Below are 25908 nucleotides of genomic sequence, written 5' to 3' on the forward strand. Positions count from 1 at the left end.
AGAATGGAATCTCCACAGTCTGATCTCTCAATATCCCCGAGGTTAATTGGTATACAGTGTTTGAGCAAACCAATAACGGCTTTAACTGAGGTGGAGTTAGATGTGTTATGGGCACTGCATCTTTTGCTCCAGGACTTCGATGCGGGTTTCAGCATCGAAGTCTTGGAGCACATCGGAACCTATTTACACTCGTTGCCTGATTCGGATCTATTATCACGAACGGACGCTTTTGATCTTCAGGTCAGCCAACGTGTGTTGCCACTTGTCGTAGCGAAATTGCAGTCGCAATCTACTAAAGAGATCATTCGCGAGCAACTCACCAATGTGCAGGAGCTATTAGATTTGTATACATATGTATCACCCTTCCACGGATCAAGGCGTCTTTTTGCTATGGAACTACGAAAAGGCAACAACAATGCTATATCTAGAGCCGTAAAAAAGGAGATATCGTATAGTGTCTGACTATTGGAATATGGAATAAGAACTCACGCGAACCTAGGCGTAAGTTTCTTTTTTGTTAAGATGAAGTTAAAATGAACCAACTATTTGAGGTGATACTGGTCGTGCTATTTTCTTTCAGGCTTTCCTGCAAGTTGTATTCGTTCCAGCAGTGACCAAAACTCGTCGACCATCTGTGCGGGAGAATAGGGCATCCCGTTCATAATCCACCACTCCAACACGCCAACAGCGCCAGATGCCAGAAATTCTACCAATATTGCTTGGTTATTGGCGCTGTCGTTGCCGAAGCCATCTTTTAGTTGCTGTTGCAAGCTTTGTAAAGCCTTTGCTTTAAGATGGTTGCGGAAGGCTGGAATTCCGTTATTGTTTAGCATTGTCGTGTAAAAGAAAGCTTTTTCCTCCAAATATTCAAAGGTGCGGAGGATGGCGTCTCTGGAAGTGAAATCCCCTATGCCGTCCTCGGGCATACAGGCTGTAAATAGCTGATTCAAATGGTCATCCATACATTTCTCCAACAGGTCGTATTTATCGACGTAATGCAAATAGACTGTACTGCGGTTGACGTCCGCTTTCTCCGCGATTTCATTGATGGTGATTCGATCAAAGCCCTTCATTGCTACCAAGTCAACGAAAGCCTCCATGATGGCGTTCTGCGTTTTCAGTATCCTTCTGTCCATGCTTTCTCCTCCATAAACAACAGATTCGCCGTGTTTGTTGCTTATTCGACATTTCATGCCAGATTAGCGATTGTTGGTAAATATTCACCATGATAAAATTTTAAGCAACAGTTGTCTATAAGTCAACGATTGTTGTTTAAACGAAAAATTAGAGGTGAAGATGATGTCAGTTGGTCAACGTCGCATTCTCATTTTTGGCGCAGGGGTTATCGGTAGTTTTTACGGTGCCAAGTTTGCTGAAGCTGGAATTAAAGTTACGCTGCTGGCGCGAGGCAAGCGGCTTGACATGTTGAGAAGGGAGGGGCTTCGCTATCATGAGAATGGCAAGGTGAAACGTGTCAAAGTAGAAGTGATTGATCAACTGAAATCGGATGATATCTATGATTATATCTTTGTCCCTGTACGCTACGACCATGTGGAAAAGGCGCTTCACGCACTAAAGGACAATCAAAGCCCGACTATCGTGACAATGACGAATATACCGACCGGGTATGCTCCGTGGCTCGATATTGTTGGCGATCGGCTCTTGCCAGCCTTCCCGAGTGCTGGGGGAGAGATCAAAGGCGGAGTCGTTTACGCCCAGTTTGGTCCATCGGCTCTGCAAGCCACTACTTTTGGTGAGGTCAACGGGCAGGAGTCTGAGAGAGTGAAGGGTTTGGCAGAGCTGTTCCGGAAGGCTGAGATTGCATCCAGTATTTCTAAGAACATGACCGCGTTTCAGATCACACATGCTGCTTGGGTTGTCGGCATGAACAAAGTCATTTACACCGACAAAGGCATTATGAGTCATGCAGAAGCGGTAAGCCCTGAGACGGTCCGGCGTATGACGTCGACGATCAAGGCGTATGTAGGTGTGTTGGAGAAAGCTGAGGTACCGATCACGCCGGCGAAATTTAAGTTGATTCTGAAAGTTCCGGATTGGCTAATGACATTTGCGCTCGGAAGGTTGCTTCGTACGAAGATGGTTTCTGATGTTCTGCTTGGCGGGCATGCCAGCGTTGTAAGGCCGGAGATTGAAATGTTGGATAAAAGCTTCATAGATTTTCTAAGAAATAAGAAGATCTCAATCCCAGATTCGTTGTAAGATCTTTTTAAGCGATGCATGCTTGTAGATCAATTACATTAGATCCATTCTTTCAATAAAGTGCATTTATAAAATCAGGCGAGAAAACTACCCACTTCAAGCACTTGATGGCGCAGCACAACGGTAAGCGGGGGATGAATCTTTTTACGGGACAATTTGTCTGAGGGTTTACATGGTGTATCTTTTGAAGTATAATAGAACATATGATCGTATGTTTATTTCACGGAGAAAGTTAGTGCCATCGTCGCCCATAAAGTCTATAAGTTCTGTGACGTCTGGCGTCTCCAATCGATATGGTGAAATAAATAGTTTCAAAATCAAGGGAGAAAGTGAGGTGATTTGATATGAGTAAGCAAAACAAAGCCTATAAGTTTCGACTGTATCCAACAAAAGAACAGGAAGTAATGATACGAAAAACCTTTGGTTGTGTGCGCTTTGTCTATAATAAAATGTTAGCCGAACGAATGGAAACGTATGAACGCCTAAAAGAGGATAAAGAAGAATTGAAAAAGGTCAAACATCCTACTCCGGCTAAATATAAAAATGAATACGAATGGCTCAAAGAAGTGGACTCGTTAGCGTTGGCAAACGCACAATTAAATATAAGCAGGGCATATAAAGCGTTTTTTAGTGGCATTGCTAGGTTTCCGAAATTCAAAAGCAAACGCCATAAACAAAGCTATACAACGAATGTCGTCAATGGAAATATTCAGTTGTTGGATGGTCATATCAAGTTACCTAAACTGAAAAAGGTCAAAATTAAACAACACAGAAAAATACCTGAAAATTGCAAAATCAAATCTTGTACCCTATCTATGACTTCATCAGGAAAATATTATATTTCGATTCTTACAGAGTACGAGAAGGAGATTGAACGCAAAAAAATTGAAAAAGTCGTAGGGTTAGATTTTGCGATGAACGGGTTGTTTGTCGATAGCGAGGGTGAGAAAGCCAATTACCCTAGGTTTTACCGACAAACGCTTGCGAAATTAGCAAAGGAACAACGTAAACTATCCCGTAAAAAGAAAGGATCTTCAAATGGGCATAAACAACGTATTCGAGTCGCTACCATTCATGAAAAAGTTGCCAATCAACGAAAAAACTTTCTTCACCATAAATCAAAGGAGTTAGCGTCTACTTACGATGCGGTTGTCATTGAAGATTTAGACATGAAGGGAATGTCACAAGCACTTCGCTTCGGTAAAAGCATCGCTGATAATGGCTGGGGGATGTTCACTTCTTTCTTACAGTACAAACTAAACGAACAAGGGAAACATCTTATCAAAATTGATAAATGGTACCCATCTACAAAAACGTGTTCGAGTTGCGGAGATACCCAACCAATGCCCCTGGGAATCAAGACATATGTGTGTTCGTGTGGGCTACATCTTGCTAGGGATTATAATGCAGCACTCAATATCAAATAAAGAAGGTATTCGCTTAGTAGCAAGTACCTAATGAACATAAAACTCTTGGAACAAGAGGGTTAGCTTGGTCAATTTCGTCAGCTACCAAAAGAGGCGACTACCCAAGAAGCACCCACTTCAGGCAACCTCTGTAAGGCTGGTAAGTGATGGGAGTAGTTCACCGTTCTGGTATAAAATGTGTGTGAATTAAAAGCAAGCTGCCACAAAACAAAGAGTCGAGGAAGACGCAAAAACATTATACAAAGCGACGAAATTGTTGATCGCACAGGGAGACCTTCCAGAAGCGATTTTTTACGGCAATGATGAAATGGCAATTGGCGGACTTCAAGCCTTCAAGGAAGGACAAATCAAAATGCCAGGGGATATCTCGGTGATCGGTTTTGACGATATTCAATTAGCAGAATATGTGTCGCCGCCTTTGACCACGATTAAACAACCAAAATATGATATGGGGGCCCTCTCAGCTCATTTGATCTTTCAATTTTTAGAGAGAAAGAAAATTAATCAACAGTATAAGCTGTCGACCGAACTGGTGGGAAGAAACTCTGTAGCGAATAAAGCACCGTTGTTGTGAAAACAGGTGGGGAAAGAGCTACGATGCGCTTGCTCTTGGGTCGATCGGGCTATCTAGGATGCGATTTGTCACTCATAAAACGACCCTTAACAGCACATGTTAAGGGTCGTTTTGCGTTAAGTAGAATAGGGCGTTAGATTGCATTTTCTACTGGTTGTGGAGATGAGCGTCTTGAGTGCGTGGTGTAGAACGGTCGAGTCCCGAGCACCACGCATTTTTAAATAAATAAGTTATATGTAATTCAGGGAAAAGTCGACTTATTGGCAGGTTCGAATGAATATACCTAATTATTATCTAACTAATAAAATAATTATCTATTTACAAACAATAGATATATGATATAGTTTAAAACTGTAGCTACTTATTAAAATAGAATTATAAACTAAAACGTAGAAGGGAGTTGTATGGAAGCGTATACAGTATGTTTCAATACGCATCATCTTGCTCCACAAGCTTGGTTGCCTGGCCACTAGAAAGTAATGATTCATTTTAAAAAGATATATCTCATTATTTATGAAAGTGCTTTCGTGAGTATATTAATTCGTAAATGCGTCAACGTGTTAATGGACTTTTTTAGAAATGAATCTAGCATAGATGGGAGGAGCTTCTTGGTTGAAACAATTATCAAAGGCAGACAAAACGACCGAAATACTGCCGAAATCAAAACCATCCATTTACCAAAACCTTAAATACATGAAGACGAACTACATGCTCTACATGTTTATTCTACCAGCCATCTTATTGACGTTAGTTTTCAAGTATTTCCCGATGTATGGAACAGTGATTGCCTTTAAAGATTTTAATCCGATCAAAGGAATTCTAGGAAGCGACTGGGTAGGGTTTGAGCATTTTACAAGTTTTTTAACGTCACCTAATTTTATGCGAATATTGCTAAATACCATTCAACTCAGTTCATTTGAGCTACTGTTAGGTTTTCCTGCACCTATTATATTGGCGTTGATGATCAATCAAGTGAGACGTGCGAAGGTCAAACAGAACATTCAATTAATCATTTATGCCCCTCACTTTATTTCCGTCATCGTTATCTCTGGTATGTTATTTATCTTTCTTTCGCCTACAGGTCCAGTCAATGCCTTACTAACGCCCTTAATAGGGAATCCTGTTTCGTTTATGTCCGATCCAGACGCGTTTCGCTCCATCTATATTCTGTCCGGTATTTGGCAAGGGGCAGGGTTTGCGTCCATTATTTACGTGGCTGCGCTGTCGAACGTCGACCCTCAGTTGCATGATGCCGCTACGATTGACGGAGCAACATTACTACAGCGGATTCGGCACATTGATCTGCCGACGCTTAAGCCTGTGATGGCCGTTCTCTTTATTCTTGCAGCAGGAGGCATCATGGCGATCGGATTTGAAAAGGCTTACTTGCTTCAAACGTCGATGAATTTGCCCGCTTCAGAAATTCTCCCGACCTATGTTTACAAAAGAGGGTTGCAAGCAGGCGATTTTTCATTTGCCACCGCAGTAGGCTTATTCAATGCGGTTGCGAACGTCATTTTATTACTGCTCGTTAATTCAATCGTGAAAAAACTAAATGAGGGCGATGGTCTTTTATAGAAAGGTGGGTTCTCCAGGTGAGTCTTAACAGACATACAAAAGGCGATAAAACGTTATTAATCATCAATTATGTCCTATTGGGTTTGGTCGTTTGCATCGTTTTAGTTCCGTTGCTTTACGTATTACTGGCCTCCTTTTTACAGCCAAGCATTCTCCTCACGAAAGGCATTTCATTTAATGCCGCTGATTGGACGTTGGATGGGTATCAAAAGATCTTTCAAGACGCAACCATAATGAGGTCGTTCTTGAATTCAATGATGTATGCAGTCGGCTTCACTTTGGTCACTGTCGTCGTCTCCATTCTGGCTGGCTATACCCTTTCGGTTGATGGACTTGTTGGCAGGAAAAGCATCATGATTTTCTTTTTAATTACAATGTTCTTTAATGGAGGGCTTATCCCAACTTACTTTGTCGTCAAAAACCTTGGGTTGCTTGATACAATGTGGGCGATTATTCTTCCAAGTGCCATTTCCGTGTGGAACATCATTTTGGCGAGAACGTTTTTTAAAGGGCTCCCGAATGAGTTAAAAGAAGCGGCACGGATTGATGGGGCCACGGATCTAATGATCTTCCTGAAAATCATTGTCCCATTATCAAAACCGATTATTTTTGTGTTAGCTTTGTATGCGTTTATCGGACAGTGGAACGCCTATTTTGAGGCGATGATCTATCTCGAAGATCAGTTGAAATACCCACTACAGCTTGTATTGCGTGAAATACTTATTCAAAACCAAGTGGAACCCGGCATGATTGGGGATCGACAGGAACAAGCTGAGCTCCAGAGAATCGCAGAGATGATCAAATATTCGTCGATCGTCATTGCCAGTGTCCCGTTACTCGTCATGTACCCGTTTTTTCAAAAATATTTCGAAAAAGGGGTTATGGTCGGTTCATTAAAGTAAGTGTGCTTGACTCCGTCCACCTAAGGCAGAGCATACGTCGCTAGCCTAAACAAATGAAATGCATATAAAAAGGAGATGGAAGAAAATGAGGAAACGATACAATCGTACGTTAATCACATTTTTGTTATGTGGGGTCACTGTCATCGCGGGGTGTAGTTCTGGTGGAAATAAGGCAGCCTCAGAAGCATATGAATTAGAAAATATAACATTTCCTCTAGAAGAAGAAGTGTCATTGAAGATTATGACGTCAAGTTCAGCGCTTGCCCCAGAAGATCCAAACGAAAAGCTGCTCGTTCAGCGTCTTGAAGAACAAACTGGAGTTCACATTGAATGGGCGAATTATACAGGGGAGACGTTTGGAGAAAAACGAAACCTTTCCGTTGCCAGCGGCGAGCTTCCAGATGCCATCATGAACGCAGGGTACAGCGACTTTGAATTATTGAGTTTAGGGCAAGATGGTGTCATTCTGCCTCTTGAAGACCTCATAGAGCAACACATGCCGAACCTTCAGGCTGTACTCGATAAAGCCCCTGAATACAGAGAAATGATGACTGCACCGGATGGGCATATCTACGCGTTCCCTTGGATTGAAGAGCTCGGTTCTGGAAAAGAAAGCATACATTCCGTCGCTGGTCTCCCATGGATCAACGTAGAGTGGTTGGACAATGTAGGGCTAGACATGCCAACAACGACGGAAGAATTAGAAGAAGCTCTCCTAGCATTTAAAACAAAAGACCCCAATGGCAATGGGGAAGCTGATGAAATTCCAATGTCTTTCATCATCAACAATGGTGCAGAAGATCCGGGATTTTTGTTTGGATCGTTTGGCCTAGGGGATAACGGGGATCATACCGTCGTTTCAAACGAAGGAGATGTCGTTTTCACGGCAGCACAAGCAGGGTATAAAGAAGGCATTAAGTACTTAAATGGACTTTATGAACAGCAATTAATCGATATTGAAGCGTTTGAGCAGGATTGGAATACGTACGTTGCTAAAGGACGAGAAGGTCGATACGGCATGTACTTTACTTGGGACAAAGCGAGTACGACAGGAATGAATGATACGTATAAACTTATGCCCCCCTTGGAAGGACCAGATGGACATAAAAATGTAACGAGAGCAAACGGCATGGGTTTTGATCGTGGAAGGATGGTCATTACAACCGCAAACCAGAATTTAGAGTTAACGGCGAAATGGATTGATCAGCTTTACGATCCGCATATGTCTGTGCAAGCAAACTGGGGAACGTATGGCAGTGACACAGTGCAGAACATCTTTGAGTTTGATGAGGGTGAACAGATGCTCAAGCACTTGCCGCTGGAAGGAACACCGCCAGGAGAATTAAGAGGGAAAACGTCAATTGGCGGGCCGTTAGCAATTCTAGATGAATATTACGGAACAGTGACGACAAAACCAGATGATGCCGCCTGGAGATTAGATTTACTGAAAGAAGTGATGGTTCCCCACATGAGTGCAGAGAATATCTATCCTCGGTTGTTTCAATCCGTAGACGTTCTTGAGAGATTGTCTGAAATCGAGGCAGATTTAATTCCTTATGTGGAAAGGAAAAAAGCAGAGTGGATTACAAATGGAACAGTGGAAGAGGAATGGGAAGACTATTTAGCGGAGCTTGATCGGTTAGGCTTTCAAGAATGGTTGGAGATTAAACAAGCTGCATACGATGAATTCATGGAGGCACAACAATGACAATTGAAGCGACTCGTAAATACAGACCTACGTTACATTTTGCGCCAAAGCAAAATTGGATGAACGATCCCAACGGACTCGTTTACTTTGAAGGAGAATACCATCTCTTTTTTCAACATAATCCACATGATACTGTCCATGGCCCTATGTATTGGGGGCATGCGGTCAGTAAAGATCTGATCCAATGGGAGGAGCTGGACATCGCGTTGCACCCGGATGAACTGGGAACAATGTTCTCCGGAAGCGCTGTTATCGACTGGCATAATACGAGCGGATTCTTCCCAGAGAAGCCAGGAATCGTGGCCATTTTTACACATCATTTGGATCGTGGTGCTGGGAAGCATGCAAAGGAATCGCAGAGTCTCGCTTACAGCCATGACAACGGCAGAACATGGACGAAATATGAAGGAAACCCTGTCCTTGAGCACGACACTAAAATTGATTTCAGGGACCCAAAGGTGATGTGGCATCATGAAACGAATACGTGGGTCATGGTCGTGGCGTCAGAACAAACGATTTCATTTTATACGTCAGCCAATCTGATCGATTGGCAGTTTGAGAGTGAGTTTGGCGATGGCATCGGCGCGCACGATGGCGTATGGGAATGCACGGACTTGTTTGAATTGGATGTGATCAATCAGGATGAAAGCAAGTGGGTGCTTATTGTTAGCGTTGGGGGAAATCATTCACTTGATGTAGGAACGCGTACGCAATACTATATCGGCACGTTTGATGGCACAACATTTACAGCAGATCCTGAATCGATTGACTGGCTCGATCATGGCAGAGACAGTTATGCAGGTGTCAGCTTTTCAGATATTCCTGAAGCAGATGGACGGCGCATTTACATGGCATGGATGACCAATTCGAAATATGCACAGATTGTCCCGACAGAAGGCTGGAGAGGGCAAATGAATCTACCAAGAGAGCTTTCACTTCGTAAACATGGAAATATTTATCGCTTGTATCAACAGCCAGTGAGGGAATTGGACACCTATTTCACCAGAAAATATGACATTCATGCAGAAGTTGTCAATCAATCGAGTGAAAAATCGTATCAGATTGATGCAGCACCCGTAGACATCAATTTGACCATTGAGAACAAAGACGCCTCTCAGTATGGCATTCAGGTGTATCATACAGATGAGCAATGGACGCGGATAGTCTATGAAGCGGAAACCAATCGCCTTGTACTGGATCGTGCAAACACGGGCAACGTCGGCTTTTCTGAATATTTTCTCCAACAGCAAGCGATCTCGTTAGAGGAAGCCAAACAGCTTAAATTGCAAATCATCGTGGATGCATCGTCCATTGAAGTGTTTGTGAATGACGGAGCGTATGCGTTGAGCAGCTTAGTGTATCCAGATCAACCGTGTAAACGAATAGAGGTTTTTGCGGCTGACGGCAGTATTGAAATTGTTGAAGGACATATTTCTACGTTTGTGAAGCAATAAATAGTGAGTTGTCCAATCCCTTAACAAAACAACGGAGGATGTTGTTCGACAAGAGGTAGGAAGGGCAGTCGACCACTTTACATGTAACCAAATATGCATATCTCTTGCGCGAACCCAAGTGTACATGAAATCACTGGGGGTTCGCGCAAATTTTTAAAAATTACTATTTTCTTTTTATCAGAAGATGTTCACTGTCGCACGCTGCCTGGATTAAAATAGTCTGTTCAACAACAAGAAGAAGGGTACTGAGAATATTCAGGAATCAAGCATCTAATTTATATCGGTTTCTCTGTGGGATGTGGGGTTTGTTTAAAGCTGCCCTTGAGTGTGTGGTAAACTCTTGTTGTATAACGGTCAAGTCCTAAGCGCCCTGCATTTCTTTTGCTAACAAGAAGGACAATGGCCAAGATGAGCATCAATGGGTTCGTAGAGACTGTTCCCGCGAGTAGGAAAGAGGTGTTCATTACCCCTCCGAAGAAAGCGGCGCTTTTTGTAAAAAGGCCCAACATTAAGCCAAGTCCGATGAACACTTCACCCCACATGACGAGGAAGCTGAACAGCGCAGCATTCGGTATGGCGACACTCTCCAAAAAGGCTACATATAGCGGGTAAGCCAAATTCTCGCCTTTTAAAACGGGATTAGCAACTACAGCTTGTAAAAAGCCAGAAGCATCAAAGCCCCCCGTTACTTTTCCGATACCAGAACTAAACCACATCCATCCTAATGGAATTCGTATGAGCAATAACAGTACCGCAGCAAGTTTAGATGATTGTAAAAAGGTTAACATCGTGTATTCCTCCCGTTTGTGAATGTTTTCACGTTCTTTACACTTTTAGTATATACGACAACTTTGAGTTTGTGAATAATTTCACATTAAAATTCACAGAAAAGTCATATCTTATTGCTCTTTCGCAGTGCAAAAATTACTTTAAACGTTGGCTATGCTTAAGTAGAAGCAAGGTGAAATAGATCGATTGACATCTTGCACGATGAGGTACTTCTGAGTCGATGTTGCACTTGTACCCATTAGGGTGAAAGCGAACGTATAGCCGTTTGCCTATAGAAAATGTTTTCCAGCAATTAACTTGTGCGAAAACAAGAACTATGACTCATCCTGAATAAAATAAGATCTACGTTACCTGATGGGGCACTAGGATACGTCGGGAGCTTTTTATATTTAGGTCTGAACAAAACAACGGAGTATACTGAACGATAAGAGGTAGGAGTAACAGTCTATCAATTTGTATCAACAAATATGCCCATTTCTTGCGCGATTTTCCTTGTCCTAGGAAAAAGTCGCTTTCGCACTCAGTGAGTGAGACGACTTGAAATAGCATCATGTAATCTTGGAGGGGTATAATGGTAGTGTCGCACTCCATGTAAGTGCATGGGTAGAAATATTCTCTGATTCAAAGAGAAGAATTGTACCTAATCAATAATCTATAGTAAAGAAGCAGGTGTTGAAATGATAAATGTAACCGCTTTAGGGGAACTGCTAATTGACTTTACAACGGAAGGGACCAACGATGCAGGTCTTCCTATATTTACGGCCAATCCAGGAGGCGCGCCGGGCAATGTGCTCGTTGCTTTGTCCAGCTTGGGAGAAGAGACGGCATTTATAGGCTGTGTTGGAAAGGACAAATTTGGTAGCTTGCTCGAGTCGACGCTACAGGCTAAGGGTGTCAATACCAGCGGACTAATCCATTCAAACATACATACGACGTTAGCTTTTGTGAAATTGGATGGAAGCGGCGATCGTTCATTTAGCTTTTGCCGAAACCCTGGTGCAGATATTATGTTAGCAGAAAAAGAGCTTGCTCTTGACCTCATCTCTCAATCTCGTATTTTTCATGTAGGATCGCTTTCCATGACGGATGAACCTGTCAGAGGCGCGACGCGTGCAGCATTGAAGCATGCAAAACAACATAAAAAACTCATATCCTTTGACCCTAATTTGCGCCCGTTATTATGGAGGAGTTTGGATGAGGCGAAGGAATGTATGCTTGAAGTTATGGCATACGCTGATATCGTCAAAGTATCTGAGGAAGAACTGGAATTTTTAACAGGGACGAAGGATATTGATTTAGGAGCCCAAGCCCTTTCGCAGCAATTTAATTTCTCCCTGCTTTTTGTGACACAGGGACAGCACGGGAGCTCCTGTTATTGCCAAGGAACGTCGGTGTTTTCGCCTGGAATAGCTGTTCAGGCTATTGATACAACAGGGTGTGGCGATGCCTTTGTTGCAGGTGTTCTTCATCAGCTGTTAGAGAAAACGCCAATAGATTTGAACCTCAATGAAACTGAGATGCGCTCCATTCTCGATTTCGGAAATTCCATGGGTGCCTTTGTGGCAACACGCAAAGGTGGAATACCTGCAATGCCGACACTTGAGCAGATCGCTGAATTTCGTTCTCGTTAGATACAATACTGGTGGAAGGGTTCAAAGTTTTGTTTAAGAAGTGTGCTCTAGGGAGTGAAGCAAGGTCGTTATGGTGCGAAAAATATACTAGACGGAAAACAAGGATTACTCAACATGGTGGCATGGTGTAAGATTAAAGAAGAACATGGAGTCGCTTGAAAATGTTTAACTCTTTTTTGCGCGAACCCTAAGCGCACATGAAATCCCTGGGGGGTTCGCGCTAATTTTTTAGAAATTCTTTAAGATAAACTATTATAATATCTATATTTTGGTTATTTAATGCACGAATTTGACGTTTCCTCAAGAAGATTCATTAGAATTATCCTTTTTATAGGATAAATTCGCTGTCGCACTCTACGTGAGTGCGTGGATTGAAATGACTTCCGCTAGGCGCTCTTTTTGCGCGGTGATTAGTCGCACTCTACGTGAGTGCGTGGATTGAAATATAGCGTCGGGGTTGGTGTCATCATAAATTACCTGCGGTCGCACTCTACGTGAGTGCGTGGATTGAAATTGAAAAAGTGCTTTTGATAATTGTGATCTTTTTGGGTCGCACTCTACGTGAGTGCGTGGATTGAAATGATCTTTATAGCGAACAATGTAAAAAAACTCTTTGTCGCACTCTACGTGAGTGCGTGGATTGAAATTTTTTACATCATTATACCGCATTAATCGCCAATGTCGCACTCTACGTGAGTGCGTGGATTGAAATTTGGCTGGTGTCGCGTGTGCGGACGTAGTACAACGTCGCACTCTACGTGAGTGCGTGGATTGAAATGCCAGAATAGACACCTACCTGATGCATGACTTTGTCGCACTCTACGTGAGTGCGTGGATTGAAATTAGTGACTTTGTAGCCTTACTTTTAGACATGCAAGTCGCACTCTACGTGAGTGCGTGGATTGAAATCACTTTGGCGCACCACTGGCGCAACGGGGTACGCGTCGCACTCTACGTGAGTGCGTGGATTGAAATGCGGGGATTATCGTTTTGCTATCGGTGTTTAGTCGTCGCACTCTACGTGAGTGCGTGGATTGAAATTGTCAGTATAGGTCATCTGTGTAACGTCACCATGTCGCACTCTACGTGAGTGCGTGGATTGAAATTATCAGTTCATCGACTGATTCCATGCCGTAAACGTCGCACTCTACGTGAGTGCGTGGATTGAAATAAGGCGGTCGTTAACATCATCACAACCGTATTGGTCGCACTCTACGTGAGTGCGTGGATTGAAATTGTGCCCTTGATTTGCACCACCCCTTTAGCAGCGTCGCACTCTACGTGAGTGCGTGGATTGAAATAATACTGTGATGAGGTCTTGAAGTACCTCTTTAGTGTCGCACTCTACGTGAGTGCGTGGATTGAAATAAAGATGTGGTGGTCGTCAGAGCTAAGTACGTCGTCGCACTCTACGTGAGTGCGTGGATTGAAATTTCCGTCAAATAGGCGTGAAATGTCGTCGTGTTCGTCGCACTCTACGTGAGTGCGTGGATTGAAATGAAAGAATTTCATATACCTTAGACATTATTTTTGTCGCACTCTACGTGAGTGCGTGGATTGAAATCAGCCACCATTCGAGATGCTGTCGCTGCCAAGAGTCGCACTCTACGTGAGTGCGTGGATTGAAATAACGAGCGCTACAAGACGGAGGGTGGCGTTAATGGCGTCGCACTCTACGTGAGTGCGTGGATTGAAATTACGGCTACCGGCTTGATGGTTTTTAGCCGGCGGGTCGCACTCTACGTGAGTGCGTGGATTGAAATCACCATTTACCATTTGATCAACAAGAAATAGTTCGTCGCACTCTACGTGAGTGCGTGGATTGAAATCGAATGGACGGAAGCACATCTTTCGTGACCCACCGGTCGCACTCTACGTGAGTGCGTGGATTGAAATTCAATGAACCTGTGGTATTTGAAGTTATCCACAACCGTCGCACTCTACGTGAGTGCGTGGATTGAAATTCTTCAGCCATTAATGCTCACTCCTATTTGGTATGTCGCACTCTACGTGAGTGCGTGGATTGAAATAGACGGTTGCCCAAGCGCTTAAAGAGTTGGGAGACGTCGCACTCTACGTGAGTGCGTGGATTGAAATGTGATGCGGCAGTGTGCGTTTGCGACCACCGTTTTTGTCGCACTCTACGTGAGTGCGTGGATTGAAATAATTAAAAGAAACTAAACCTTCCACTTCCAAATACGTCGCACTCTACGTGAGTGCGTGGATTGAAATACAAAAATACCAAACATCTATGCTCGTGAATGGTGTCGCACTCTACGTGAGTGCGTGGATTGAAATAGCTAACTGCTCTAGCTGGTTCGGCGTCATACAGTCGCACTCTACGTGAGTGCGTGGATTGAAATCGTAATCCCAAACATATCGGCTGATTTCTTTCCCGTCGCACTCTACGTGAGTGCGTGGATTGAAATGATTGGCGACACAAGCGACTACAGCGATCAACTGTCGCACTCTACGTGAGTGCGTGGATTGAAATATCTGCTCTTAAAGATAGTATATATCACTAGCGTTGCATTAAAAGGTACTGATCATTAATAATACAAAGAATGTTCAATAAACAAGTCGTTATACAATGAAAAAACCCTTTACAATGGATGGAGAGGTGGTCACCTGTCCAAATCCAAAGCAAAGGATCAACCATGGACAAGCATACACGACTTTCTTCGTTTGGTAAATGGGTAGACCAGATTAACTTTCATTGGTTAGACGAGCAGGTTTTCAAGCTCAAGCTTGATTATTCCATTGACACGATTAAATATTAATCGTATTGTCGCACTCTACGTGAGTGCGTACCTTTCGATTTTAGACTGCGAAGTTTGAGCTCTTTAGCTGATGTCTGTATACTATTGTTACTGTCTCCACCTTTACTCGCGGCTTTTGTGTTCGTGCGTGAACTGGAGAATGAAAAGGAACTTGCGCCGCCTGAGGTGTACGTTTCTTTTTTTATCACACCAAATGATAAAGTTTTGTTGTTCTTTGAAGTGTCGCACTCTGCCAGAGTGCGACTATTAAAATTTCACCTATACTTAAAACATGGTACACTCTTCATAAATGACAAACGTAAGGGTGTTTAATGTATGATCCTACAAATAAAAGTGACATTAAAAGGGATAAAACCACCTATTTGGCGGAGGTTGTTGGTGGATGATCGATTTACGTTCTTGCAGTTTCATGAACTTTTGCAGGTGGCTTTTCGATGGGAAGATAGCCATTTACATGAGTTTCATACGACGTCTACCCCTCATAATAGGAAGATCTGGATTGGGGACCCTATCATGCTTGAGGGTGTCTTTGGTAGACGTCTTTTGGATGAGAAAGACGTACAGCTTCGTGAATTTTTGCAGAATGAAAAAGACAAACTCGTCTATGTCTATGATTTTGGTGATGATTGGGAGCACGATATTGTGGTGGAAAACATCCTTCCTTATGATGCAGATGGTCGCTACCCTTATTGTGTAAAGGCAACGCGGATGGCGCCAGAAGAAGATAGCGGCGGAGAATGGCTAGAGCATGAAGCACCACAAAAACCGATGCCCCCTAAACAACTAACGGATGCCGTTAATAAAGACTTAGAGGCGTTTCATGCGGACGAGCATAAGTAGCCAAGAGAGAATTTTGACGTACAACTCAGTTTGCCACAAGTTGACGATGGTTCATGGAAAAGATTGCTTGACGAAATACTGATTTTTCAAGACATGGAGCTTTGGAGAAAATTGAGCGATGACCAAGTCATTTCTGTGGAATTGTCAGACGGTGAGATGGCATACTGCAGCATTATTGGGAATATGGGAAGACAGTATGGTATAGTCGCATACCTTGGTGATGATGGCTTGTATGCGTATCAATCGGTAGTTGAAGGAAACGATGAAGTGATGAAGGAGATGGCATTTCTTCAAAAATCGTTGACTGTGCTGTATGGAACTACTGAAGATATGGAGATGGAGGACTTTGGGTTGCTTTCAAGGCACACATTTCCTCCTTTTAAAGGAAATCAATTTCCGATTTTTCGGCGAATGGATCCTGGGTATCTCCCGTGGCCGTTGACACAATCAGATGTTGAAAAATTGATCGTCATTTTGTCGCAAGTGAACGATGTGATTGTGAGATCAAACGAAAACAAAGTACAAATTCCTGACAGCTCTGCAAAGCAATGGGTCGGTCGTCAGCAAGCGAATGAAGATGGAGAATGGACGGATACACTGATGACTCCTGAGCCAACGGAGCGTAAACATGCTCCTCGTTTGGCAGTATCGGAGACGGATCTCCAACGGATAAAAAAATCAGCCCAACCGTACAACGGGTCAGTAGAGCTTGGTGTTTTTTATATCGGTATGGCCATTCAGGGAGAAACGGCAGGAGAACCCCCAAGCTTTGCCAGTATTTTCGCGGCGATGGAGATAAACGATGGGATGAATGTCTTTTTTAAGCCGGGTAACGGAGGAATGGACGCTTTCTACCTTCAACATACTTTTTTAAACATGGTCGAGAAAATTGGCTTACCACAGAAGGTTTTCCTGAAAAATGATAAAGTGAGTGCCTATCTTTCGCCGTTGCTGAAAAAGCTGTCAGTAGAAATCGTTCACGTTCCAAGGTTACCGTACATTGAGGAAATGCGAGAGCAAATGGAGAAGGATTTGTAGAATCAGTTCCGCTTTCCACCTATGAATTGAGACAAAAACGGTACGGGGCCCTTCCTGTACCGTTTCTCTTTGCTTACGATGAAGACCCTTTTCTTATAACCCAACCACAATAGGACACATTGCATGAGAAACGCTAGGTCAGGTGTGAATAGGAGTCGAGAGCGAGTGGCGGTGCAATATATTTTCGCCAGTAACGGAGCCCCGTCTTGTATACTAGCATCTTTGTTATGAACCATACTTCAGTAATTGAAACATGATACACTTTTGTTCAATCCTATATTGGGTATTCTTGAAGGGCAATGTCTGGAGATGATAGTAGAAAGGTAGCTTATCGAGTTAAGCATTGGTGGGCATTTACATTTTAGATCACTAAAAAGGAAGTGAATGCATTGGATAAGCAAACCTCTTGCTGTACGGCCAATCGAAGTGAGGGACTGTATGACTCAAGTTCTGATCACACGGGTCTAACACAAAACGTCACTCGCACTGAATTGAAATTCGCCGAGAAAATGGTCAAGATCCCTGGAGGAGAATTTCTTATGGGCACGGATGACAACGAAGGCTTCCCAACGGATGGGGAAGGGCCAGTTCGAGCTGTTCAAGTGGACCCTTTTCTCATGGACAAGCATACGGTCACAAATGATGAGTTTACGGCATTTGTTGAAGCGACGGGGTATCGGACGGAATCAGAACGCTTTGGCTGGTCGTTTGTCTTCTATCAATTTCTCCCCAAACATCCTCAGGGAAATGTTCAGCAGCTTCCTTCGACGCCATGGTGGTATGCGTTAGAAGGCGCTTGTTGGTTTCAGCCTGAAGGGGAAGGCTCCTCGGTAAAGGATCGTTTGGACCATCCAGTCATTCATGTGTCATGGAACGATGCCGTGGCTTTTTCTCATTGGGTAGGGAAGCGATTGCCTACTGAGGCAGAATGGGAGTTTGCCGCAAGAGGTGGGCTGGAGCAAAATCGTTATCCGTGGGGGGATGACCTCACACCGAATGGGACACATCAGTGCAACATTTGGCAGGGGAATTTTCCAAGTGAAAATACGCAAGAGGATGGCTATGTAGGGACCGCTCCAGCACAATCATTTCCTGCGAATGACTATGGTTTATACAACGTTGCCGGGAATGTATGGGAGTGGTGTGAGGATTGGTTTACGAGAGCCATTGATTTAACGCAATCCAATGATCCAAAAGGGCCTTCGAAAGGAACGTCACGAGTGATGCGAGGGGGATCCTATCTGTGCCATAGATCGTATTGCAATCGCTATAGAGTGGCCGCACGAAGCTCAAATACGCCGGACAGTGCTACAGGAAACCTAGGCTTCCGTTGTGTAGCAGATCTTTTGAAATAAAAGTGTACATGTGAGGGAACTATTCTTACTGCTTTTTCTATTACATTAAGATGAAAAAGAAGCCAGTGACGCGGCTTCTTTTTTGTCTTATTTCACCAACGTCACAGCTTGCTGACCAAACTGCTCCCACCCAGCGATAAAGGCGTGTTTGTTCGTTTGGCTTGTGTAGCCGAAGGGATCCTTAATATAGACCGTATTTTCATCATACCCAGTGACGACGACCGAATGCTGGCGGTATGAAATTTGTACGGGTCCGGATGTGGTCTGCCAGGTTTGCCACTGGGAAGCTGGCAATGGTCCGAACGTGGAGGAGACAATGACCCAAACCGGGCGGTCTTTGGCCAATTGCGCCTCAATCGCACTCCATCCAGCTCCGGTCATATCGATTACATGATTAGGGGCGTACTGTTCAGCTAGGTCGACAATCGGTTTGTGATATACGCCGATCCCAGAGGTGGTTAAGGAATACATATCGCCCACAAACCCATCATTCATATGGCCACGGTAACTTCGCCCATCAGCACCCACGGTTTGAAAGGGAACTTTTTGAACTTCTCTTGCCAGTTGGAGCTTATCAGCTGGTGTGCCACGCCATTGGAGAAGCATAGCGAGACTGGTCACTTCACAGCCGCGTGGAAGTTCAGGGTTTTGCAGAACTAGGGGGACGTCAATGATACGAGACTCTGCGGGCGTTTCCTCACCAGAAGTCCAAAGCGTTTTCCCACTTTCGTGAATGAAACTTGCATCGGCATATTGATTTGCGACGGCATAGGCTTCTGAAAATGTAGGCAATGAAGCCACATGCTTGTTTCCTTGCATCACGACATAGTTATGTGTAGACGAATTAAAGATCGGTTCCCCCTCTGCATTTCTGACCACTGTGCTCTCTTTGGAGGCAGCTCGTATGGCCAGATTCATTGTGTCAAAGCCTTGTTCTTGCTTCTCACCACGAACGCGATAAGGCGTTTTCTTCAAGAAATTCATCTTATAAATATCTACGTCACTTGTCGACAAAGGTTCGCCAATGGCAAGCAGGTCATCATACACATACAGTTGTTGTCCGAGTTGCGATAATGTGTCGCGTAACGGCACGTAAGTTCGTCCCTCGACAGACACATAAGCAAGCCCATTTGACTGTGCTGGATTGGAAAAGGTTAATTTACCAAGCTCCAATTGTTTTTGTTTCGCATTCCATTGCAAGTCTTTGCCATACCAATGTGCCATATCACGTGAAGACACATACGTGACACCATGTTTTATAAGTGGGGCATGCTCCATACGATCAACCTTGTCGATTTCGCCTTGCTGACCTACCCATGTACTTCCAGCGCGAATCACAATCGCTGGCATTTCTTTGTCTTCACAATGTGCAGCGGGCAAATCAATAAAAAAGGTAACGGTAAAAAGCAGGGCAAACGCTCCCCATGATTGTATTCTCAAGATTCAGCCTCCAGTCTAAGTTGTTTTAACCAATGAATGATCTTCCAAGGCGCTTTCTAATAGTATACTAGAAAATGCAGGAAAAATCGTTTGTCAAATGGGTGATAAAGGCATTCCTTTAATTATCTAACAGCGTTATTTATACGCTATACTAATAGTGATGTCATTTCAAAGAAAGATAAGGAGAGGCGTATGATCAATAAAATCGGTCAAATCATGCTATATGTGAAGGAACAGGATGAGGCTCTGACGTTTTGGACAGAGATGGTCGGCTTTACTGTCGTGTCTGAGGAACAAAATGAGCATATGCGTTGGATCGAAATCGCACCAACGAAAGACGCGCAAACGAGCATAGTGCTTCACAACAAAGAGGTCATTGCCAAATTGCAGCCTGAGCTCAACCTTAATACCCCGTCAATGATGTTTTTCTCCGATAACCTCGACAGCTTATATCAAACGCTTAAAGACAAAAATATTACCGTTGGAGACTTGGTCACAATGCCATCGGGTCGCGTCTTTAATTTTGCAGACAATGAAAACAATTATTTCGCCGTAATGGAACGAAATTAACTAAAACGATCAATAAAAACAAGGACCTTGGGCATCCCAAGGTCCTTGTGTATAGAATGAGCATTGCACAGTTCAAGCGTCCTTATTGACTCTCAACTCCCAAGCTAAAAATTTCCTTTTCCCCAATTCGCCCGTTTGCAGAGTTGACCCACACTTCATCAAGAAGCCCGTCTTCATTATAAATGCCAAAACCGTATATCTTCTCTCCTTCTCTGTTGATCTCGGTGTTAAAGAGACTGATCCGTTCGGGCTGTCGTCCAAGAAGAGGAGAGTCGAGCACAAGTTTGCGCACCTCATCGGCAGTAAATGGTTCTTGAAGGGGCGCATAAGACGTCTCAGCAATTTTCCATTTTCCTTCCACGAAAGTAAGCTTGTATCTTCTTACACCTGATGAGTAGGGGGGGGCGTGATCTGCCGTCTTGTAGGTCAGTACTCGCCCCCCCTCTGCATCCTCTGTAAGCTTTAACGACCAAGGAAGCGGGTGTGCAAAGGTAAACGACAGCCCGCTTTCCGGGAACTGGAGGAGGGACTTATAGTGCTGTCGCATGAATTCGATTTCGTCAGCAGTGTAGTAGGAGGAGAGTTCTGTCTCAATCACTTCAAATTCTGGCGGTTTTTTTTGGTCGAGCTGTGAGAGTAGGGTCATAACAGCACGCTCATGTGCTCGAATCACTTGAGACAGCTGTCGGATTTCTACCTCTTCGTTTTGCCACATTAAGAGGCGGTCGATGATTGAAGCAGCCTCCGCACGCGTCAACGGTTGGTTCAATTGGAATGTGCCATCCGAATACCCTTGCAGTATAGTCATCTTTGCTAGTCCACCAAGCCATCCTCTATGCAAAGGTGATGCATCGTCCATATCGGTAAAAGAAGCAGCATCAGGCTGGAATGTTACATCTAAAGAACGTGCAAGCAAAACGACGGCTTCACTTCGTTGGATGGGTTGATCGAATCCCATAGGTTCTGAAGGGGTCGCTTTCATCCATTTGTTTAGAACAGCAGCCTCAGCAATAGCCGCTAGAGGGTGATTCGGGGGAATGTCAGGAAAATACTGTCTTGGTGTGTCGCTCGTATACAAAGAAAACGTTGAAGAAAGCATAGAGAGGAATTCCCCATACGTAACTTCACGATTAGGTGCATAGGCTTCCATTGTCCAGTCTGTTAATAAATTGTTGGCATGAGAATGTTCAATCGCGTCAGCTGCCCAATGGTTTTCTTGAATCGCGGTAGTCGCATTTGCCGTGTAAGGTACGGTCATCATAATCGTTGTAAGTGTGATAGCGGTTGCAATTTTCTTCATAACAAAACTCCTCCGTAATGGTAAGTCTCGTCTACACATACGTTGCTGCTGAATGAAAGGTTTCATAATTTAGATGAATAATCTAATTTTACCTTATTGTGGGTCTCATTGAGGGGACGAATCTTTCTGAAGGACGTGGCACTACACGTCCTTTTGAGTTTATCGGAGCGCCATTCATCAATGGTGTTCAGCTGGCAACGCGATTGAATGCAATCGACCTCCCTGGTGTGCTGGCGAGACCAGTGTTTTTTAAGCCGGCCTTTCAAAAGCATGAAGGGATTCTTTGTGAGGGGATTCAGCTTCATGTGGTGAGTCGGTCTTTATGTCAGCCGGTAAAAACAGGGCTGAAGCTCATTGAAGCAGTTGCCGAGCTGTATCCAGATGAGCTATCCTTTAATGAAGATAATGAAAGCAAATCGTCCTTTTTTGATCAGCTCGTTGGAGATCGAACGGTCAAAGAGAGAATCAGAGAAGGACAGATCGATGATTGGATTGAAAGCTGGGAGCTGCCGCTTCAGCAGTTTTCAGCATTGGTGACGCCCTATTTACTCTATGGAGACAAAGTGACGACGAGGTGACGGGACATGAAAGAGCGTGTGATTCAAGCGTTCGACAAGCTGGCTGGTTCTTATCAAAACGATGTGGACAAGAAAAATGCCTACAATATCGCGTATGAACGACCGGCAATGATGAATGAGATTGCCATGGATTTATCCGGCAAATCAGTGCTTGATGCAGGCTGTGCGGCAGGCTGGTATACCGAGCAGTGTCTTGAACGAGGAGCAGAGGTGACGGCGATAGATATCACTCCGGCCATGGTGATGGCGACGAAGCAACGGATTGGCGAGAAAGCCACTGTTTTAGAGGTGGATTTGAGTGAGCCGCTGCCATTTGCCGACCATTCATTCGATCTCATTAGTTCTTCGCTGACGCTTCATTATATTGAAGATTGGTCAACTGTATTTCAAGAGCTACAGCGCGTATTAGCACCAGGTGGCACTTTTTTGTTTTCCGTTCATCATCCAATGATGGACGTTACACTTTCACCAAGCGGTGATTACTTTGCGACGGAGTATATCGTAGACAACTGGAAAAAAGGCAAAGACACTGTGGAGGTCACCTTTTACCGCCGCTCGATGCAAGACATCATCAATGCCACAACGGACTGTTTTTGCCTTGATCGCCTCATTGAACCACGACCGATCGAAGCATTTGCTGAGTATAATGCCGCCAATTATGAACGCTTGCTGCATCAACCTCATTTTTTAATTGTGAAGGCGAAGAATGTGAAAAAAGGCCTTTAAAGTCACAGTTCGTTTTAGTCCATCCAGCCTTTTTCTTCAGCAACGAGGCAGGCTTGATGTCTAGAAGTGGTGCCGAGCTTTTGCATGGAAGAGGAGAGATAGTTTCGAACGGTCCCTTTCGACAGATACAGTTGCTTGGCGATATCTGTAGTGGAATAGCCAAGTTTCACATTGCGTAACACATCCTGCTCCCGAGATGTAAGGGGGTTTTCTTCACGTGCGAAAAGTGAAGCGGTCATGTCTTGGCTAACATATTTACTGCCTTTCGCGACCTGACGAATGGCTTGAACAAGGACATCAATGGGTTCATCCTTTAGTAAATAGCCGTCAACATTCGTATCCATGGCTTTTTTAACATATCCTTGTTTCATAAAGGTTGTCACAATGATGATCTTCGTCGGGAGTTTATTTTTCCTAATTTGTTCAGCTACTTCAAGGCCAGACATTCTAGGCATTTCAATGTCAAGAACACAAATATCCGGTGTTAATGCTGTAATCATTTCGAGCCCCTCAATGCCGTTATCGGTTTCCCCTACGACACACATATCATCTTCAAGTTGAAGAAGGGCGGTGAGTGCTCCTCGCAGCAACTGCTGATCTTCTGCAACAACAATCCGTTTTATTGTCTCCATAAACGCTCGTCTCCTTGCTTTGCATTATTCCATTTTCGGCACAGTGACGCGCAGCATAAACCCTGTTGGCTTCGTTTCATAATGCACTGTACCAGAGATAAGGGTCATTCTCTCCCTAATGGACAACAATCCCGTTCCAGAGGTCATTGAGGCTTCTGTTTGCCCGCGTCCGTTGTCCATTATGGTCATCGATATCGCTTCTGAATGATCAACGATGGTGACTCTACAAGATGTTGCTTGACTGTGTTTAATGACATTCGTCAGGCTTTCGCGCAACGAAAGAGCTAGCATCGTTTCCGTCACTGGGTGGAGCTTTGGCGTTATGGGGAATGGATGCTTGAGGTAAAGCTGGATGCCTGCTGTATGAAGCAACTCCTGCCCTGAATCAAATTCTTTTGGCAGAGACACGTAAGTCATTGAAGCGACAAGCTCCCGGAGTTGTGTTAGACCTGATCGAGAAGCCTGAATAACATCAGCCAGCTCTGCTTTTGCCTTTTCTGGATTTTTGTCAATATAGCGGGTGGATAGTTCGCTTTTCATCTTAATGATCGTCATCGTTTGACCAAGGGTATCGTGAAGATCACGGGCAATTCGCTGACGTTCCTGTTCCTGAATTAGACGCCTGTTTTCTTCCGTGACATCCGTAAGCTCTCGTTTTAATTGTTTTGCTTGTCGTCTTGAAAAAATAAGAACAGGATAAATCATCTGTAGAATGAGTACAGGGAGGTGAAATGAATCAATAAAGCCAAAAGGGTTGCCTTCATTAAATTGAAAGACGATCATATGCGTTAACAAGATGAAGACAATACCAGAAACGGTGACCCATTTCTTCCGGGTTCGGCCAAAAAGGTCTGCTGGAACGAATGCATAATTGAGAAAGAAAGGATTTGGACCAATACTATAAGCAGCAAGAACCCCAAGAAAACCAATTCCACCAAGAACGAGTCGCCAATCACGCTGCCAAAGCATCGTATAAAAGCTAATGAGCAAAAGAAGATAGGAAGCAATCTTCAATAACGGATGGTAGGGAGAGGGGTAATAAAAGATCTGAAAAGCCAAAAAGAGACAAACCACCAAATCAAAAAACAGCAGGTGGTTCATCTGATCTCTAGGATACAGCTTCCATGGCAATAACATTCACCTCTTTCTTTCAGGCAATTCCCCCAATTTCCGACGAACCGACTCTATTGGTCCAAGCGAAAAGTAGTTTAGCCAAAGTGTTGCAAACAGTAGTTGAAGGAGACAGAAACCGATAAATATGCCAATAACCGCTCCTGCATGCAGCGACCCACCTAATCCAAAACCCCAACCGTAAAACAGGATCGATGCAAGCACATTTTGCGCAATATAACAGCTTAACGCCATTCTGCCGATCAATGCCACTCCTTGCATGAATCGAGGGGCAAACCGATCTGCAATCCACGCAATAAGCCCCATGTAGCCAAGCGCTAAGAACGGACTAAAGAAATAACGCACGCTAAGATCAAAGTAACCTCCATGAACAAACAATAACAAGCTCGTTGGAACCCCAACTAGAAAGCCAATCTTCATCATTCTGCGACGAATGCGCCGCCCATTTTCATCACTTGCGAACGCATTTGCACGCATGAGTCTGACACCAAGGAGGAACAAAAAGATGTTCATTGGCAAAACAAAGATGATTTCTATTCGTAACACCAAAAATTGATCAAGTCGGTATAGGATTTGTTCAAACCAGTTCCCATTTTGATACAACTGCACAACGCCGCTCATATCACCGATCGATATGGAGCCACCCGTAAAAAACAACCCGACACTACTAGCCGTGAGCACGAGCATTATAGCGGCATGAATCCCTCCGAAAATGTACATACAGCGCTTGATCGCTTTGTCCCCATTGCGCACAATAAATGCCACAATGACCGCAACGATGGCGTAGTTCATGAGGATGTCATATTCCATGACGAGCGTGTAGTGCAGGAAGCCCTCAAGAAAGAGCAGCAGTGAGAGCCAAAGATAAATACCAGGCCACTTGCGCTCGTTCCGGCGCGCCTGAGAATATTTTAACTCTAAACCAACACCAAATAAAATAGCGAGCATACTTAAAAATTTTCCACTCACTAGAAACAGAACAAGCAATCGAAGGAAATCCTCTAGGGAGGTCCACCAAGGGGGGCTTTCATACGTTGTCCCATATGCCAAATCGCCAAGATAGGCAAAAATCCATATATTTGTCGCAAGCGTCCCGAGAATGGCAAAGCCTCTTAAGATGTCGAGCAACACTAAGCGTTTTTGTGTCGTTTCCATTGTGATCTCCTCCTCTGAAAAAGTAGTATCTTCATCGTAAAATGAAAGAAGAGAAGACGGTAGACACAAGTGTCATCAGT

The 25908-nt window shown here is 44.0% G+C and carries 20 protein-coding genes, 2 pseudogenes and 1 CRISPR repeat array; of the genes and pseudogenes, 15 read left to right on the forward strand and 7 right to left on the reverse strand.

What is annotated here, in order from left to right; genetic code table 11:
- The first annotated feature begins 60 nt into the window (after window positions 1–60).
- Window positions 61–462 (forward strand): hypothetical protein, encoded by a 402-nt coding sequence (locus EV213_RS13900; protein ID WP_133581155.1) that lies wholly within the window; start codon window positions 61–63, stop codon window positions 460–462.
- A 104-nt stretch (window positions 463–566) separates the two neighbouring features.
- On the opposite strand, the gene EV213_RS13905 is transcribed toward EV213_RS13900, so the two are convergent.
- Complete coding sequence (locus EV213_RS13905) at window positions 567–1136, reverse strand: TetR/AcrR family transcriptional regulator (RefSeq protein WP_133581156.1); 570 nt, start codon at window positions 1134–1136, stop codon at window positions 567–569.
- A gap of 160 nt (window positions 1137–1296) precedes the next feature.
- On the opposite strand from EV213_RS13905, the gene EV213_RS13910 reads away from it, so the two are divergent.
- From EV213_RS13910 to EV213_RS13940, 7 genes and pseudogenes are all read left to right on the forward strand, one after another.
- The gene (locus EV213_RS13910) at window positions 1297–2220 is read left to right on the forward strand and encodes a ketopantoate reductase family protein (RefSeq protein ID WP_133581157.1); all 924 of its coding nucleotides are present in this window, start codon (window positions 1297–1299) and stop codon (window positions 2218–2220) included.
- 344 nt (window positions 2221–2564) lie between these two features.
- Window positions 2565–3678: pseudogene (locus EV213_RS13915) on the forward strand (RNA-guided endonuclease TnpB family protein).
- A 198-nt stretch (window positions 3679–3876) separates the two neighbouring features.
- Window positions 3877–4221 (forward strand): annotated as a pseudogene (locus EV213_RS13920) (substrate-binding domain-containing protein); the annotation flags it as partial.
- 612 nt (window positions 4222–4833) lie between these two features.
- Window positions 4834–5799: an ABC transporter permease gene (locus tag EV213_RS13925; RefSeq protein WP_424923057.1), complete on the forward strand. Its 966-nt coding sequence runs from the start codon at window positions 4834–4836 to the stop codon at window positions 5797–5799.
- Window positions 5800–5816: 17 nt separating this feature from the next.
- Window positions 5817–6701, forward strand: a complete 885-nt coding sequence (locus EV213_RS13930; RefSeq protein ID WP_133581161.1) for a carbohydrate ABC transporter permease — start codon at window positions 5817–5819, stop codon at window positions 6699–6701.
- Window positions 6702–6786: 85 nt separating this feature from the next.
- Complete coding sequence (locus EV213_RS13935) at window positions 6787–8409, forward strand: ABC transporter substrate-binding protein (RefSeq protein ID WP_133581162.1); 1623 nt, start codon at window positions 6787–6789, stop codon at window positions 8407–8409.
- Window positions 8406–9863 carry a glycoside hydrolase family 32 protein gene (locus tag EV213_RS13940; protein ID WP_133581163.1) on the forward strand — a complete coding sequence of 486 codons (1458 nt, stop codon included), beginning with the start codon at window positions 8406–8408 and terminating at the stop codon, window positions 9861–9863. Before EV213_RS13935 ends, EV213_RS13940 begins: the two co-directional genes overlap by 4 nt.
- A gap of 275 nt (window positions 9864–10138) precedes the next feature.
- Here EV213_RS13940 and EV213_RS13945 read toward each other — a convergent pair whose 3' ends face one another.
- Window positions 10139–10651, reverse strand: coding sequence for a DoxX family protein (locus EV213_RS13945; RefSeq protein WP_133581164.1), 513 nt, complete (start codon window positions 10649–10651; stop codon window positions 10139–10141).
- A gap of 678 nt (window positions 10652–11329) precedes the next feature.
- Between EV213_RS13945 and EV213_RS13950 the strand changes: the two genes are divergently transcribed.
- From EV213_RS13950 to EV213_RS13965, 4 genes are all read left to right on the forward strand, one after another.
- Window positions 11330–12283, forward strand: a complete 954-nt coding sequence (locus EV213_RS13950; protein ID WP_133581165.1) for a carbohydrate kinase family protein — start codon at window positions 11330–11332, stop codon at window positions 12281–12283.
- A gap of 346 nt (window positions 12284–12629) precedes the next feature.
- Window positions 12630–14777: a CRISPR direct-repeat array (repeat unit 32 nt; unit sequence GTCGCACTCTACGTGAGTGCGTGGATTGAAAT).
- 601 nt (window positions 14778–15378) lie between these two features.
- Window positions 15379–15903 (forward strand): plasmid pRiA4b ORF-3 family protein, encoded by a 525-nt coding sequence (locus tag EV213_RS13955; protein ID WP_133581166.1) that lies wholly within the window; start codon window positions 15379–15381, stop codon window positions 15901–15903.
- A 63-nt stretch (window positions 15904–15966) separates the two neighbouring features.
- The gene (locus tag EV213_RS13960; protein WP_424923058.1) at window positions 15967–16941 is read left to right on the forward strand and encodes a DUF7309 domain-containing protein; all 975 of its coding nucleotides are present in this window, start codon (window positions 15967–15969) and stop codon (window positions 16939–16941) included.
- Window positions 16942–17330: 389 nt separating this feature from the next.
- Entirely contained in the window at window positions 17331–18296 is a 966-nt protein-coding gene (locus tag EV213_RS13965) for a formylglycine-generating enzyme family protein (RefSeq protein WP_243740168.1), read from the forward strand.
- 87 nt (window positions 18297–18383) lie between these two features.
- Here EV213_RS13965 and EV213_RS13970 read toward each other — a convergent pair whose 3' ends face one another.
- Window positions 18384–19736, reverse strand: coding sequence for a C39 family peptidase (locus tag EV213_RS13970; protein ID WP_133581168.1), 1353 nt, complete (start codon window positions 19734–19736; stop codon window positions 18384–18386).
- Window positions 19737–19928: 192 nt separating this feature from the next.
- Between EV213_RS13970 and EV213_RS13975 the strand changes: the two genes are divergently transcribed.
- Window positions 19929–20306, forward strand: coding sequence for a VOC family protein (locus EV213_RS13975; RefSeq protein WP_133581169.1), 378 nt, complete (start codon window positions 19929–19931; stop codon window positions 20304–20306).
- Between the two features lie 82 nt (window positions 20307–20388).
- Here EV213_RS13975 and EV213_RS13980 read toward each other — a convergent pair whose 3' ends face one another.
- Window positions 20389–21606 (reverse strand): S-layer homology domain-containing protein, encoded by a 1218-nt coding sequence (locus EV213_RS13980; RefSeq protein WP_166639318.1) that lies wholly within the window; start codon window positions 21604–21606, stop codon window positions 20389–20391.
- 98 nt (window positions 21607–21704) lie between these two features.
- Here EV213_RS13980 and EV213_RS13985 point away from each other — a divergent pair, with 98 nt between their 5' ends.
- Together EV213_RS13985 and EV213_RS13990 are read left to right on the forward strand one after the other, a co-directional pair.
- A complete protein-coding gene (locus tag EV213_RS13985; protein WP_166639319.1) occupies window positions 21705–22184 on the forward strand; it encodes a DUF1343 domain-containing protein in 480 nt (159 codons plus the stop codon).
- 6 nt (window positions 22185–22190) lie between these two features.
- Window positions 22191–22910 carry a class I SAM-dependent methyltransferase gene (locus EV213_RS13990; protein ID WP_133581172.1) on the forward strand — a complete coding sequence of 240 codons (720 nt, stop codon included), beginning with the start codon at window positions 22191–22193 and terminating at the stop codon, window positions 22908–22910.
- Between the two features lie 14 nt (window positions 22911–22924).
- Here EV213_RS13990 and EV213_RS13995 read toward each other — a convergent pair whose 3' ends face one another.
- The 3 genes from EV213_RS13995 to EV213_RS14005 are packed head-to-tail and all read right to left on the reverse strand — an operon-like array spanning window position 22925 to window position 25828.
- Window positions 22925–23533, reverse strand: coding sequence for a response regulator transcription factor (locus tag EV213_RS13995; RefSeq protein WP_133581219.1), 609 nt, complete (start codon window positions 23531–23533; stop codon window positions 22925–22927).
- A gap of 33 nt (window positions 23534–23566) precedes the next feature.
- On the reverse strand, window positions 23567–24673 hold the full coding sequence (locus EV213_RS14000) for a sensor histidine kinase (protein WP_166639320.1): 1107 nt from the start codon (window positions 24671–24673) through the stop codon (window positions 23567–23569).
- A 6-nt stretch (window positions 24674–24679) separates the two neighbouring features.
- A complete protein-coding gene (locus EV213_RS14005; protein ID WP_133581174.1) occupies window positions 24680–25828 on the reverse strand; it encodes a DUF418 domain-containing protein in 1149 nt (382 codons plus the stop codon).
- Window positions 25829–25908: the final 80 nt, after the last annotated feature.

This window comes from Aureibacillus halotolerans (assembly GCF_004363045.1).
Classification (GTDB): domain Bacteria; phylum Bacillota; class Bacilli; order Bacillales; family DSM-28697; genus Aureibacillus; species Aureibacillus halotolerans.

Bases quoted from the DNA above. Each gene is read 5' to 3' on its own strand.
- EV213_RS13980 (WP_166639318.1), bottom strand. From the start codon at position 21,606: ATGAAGAAAATTGCAACCGCTATCACACTTACAACGATTATGATGACC.
- EV213_RS13950 (WP_133581165.1), top strand. From the start codon at position 11,330: ATGATAAATGTAACCGCTTTAGGGGAACTGCTAATTGACTTTACAACG.
- EV213_RS13910 (WP_133581157.1), top strand. From the start codon at position 1,297: ATGATGTCAGTTGGTCAACGTCGCATTCTCATTTTTGGCGCAGGGGTT.
- EV213_RS13975 (WP_133581169.1), top strand. From the start codon at position 19,929: ATGATCAATAAAATCGGTCAAATCATGCTATATGTGAAGGAACAGGAT.
- EV213_RS13935 (WP_133581162.1), top strand. From the start codon at position 6,787: ATGAGGAAACGATACAATCGTACGTTAATCACATTTTTGTTATGTGGG.
- EV213_RS13945 (WP_133581164.1), bottom strand. From the start codon at position 10,651: ATGTTAACCTTTTTACAATCATCTAAACTTGCTGCGGTACTGTTATTG.
- EV213_RS13940 (WP_133581163.1), top strand. From the start codon at position 8,406: ATGACAATTGAAGCGACTCGTAAATACAGACCTACGTTACATTTTGCG.
- EV213_RS13905 (WP_133581156.1), bottom strand. From the start codon at position 1,136: ATGGACAGAAGGATACTGAAAACGCAGAACGCCATCATGGAGGCTTTC.
- EV213_RS13990 (WP_133581172.1), top strand. From the start codon at position 22,191: ATGAAAGAGCGTGTGATTCAAGCGTTCGACAAGCTGGCTGGTTCTTAT.
- EV213_RS14005 (WP_133581174.1), bottom strand. From the start codon at position 25,828: ATGGAAACGACACAAAAACGCTTAGTGTTGCTCGACATCTTAAGAGGC.
- EV213_RS13955 (WP_133581166.1), top strand. From the start codon at position 15,379: ATGATCCTACAAATAAAAGTGACATTAAAAGGGATAAAACCACCTATT.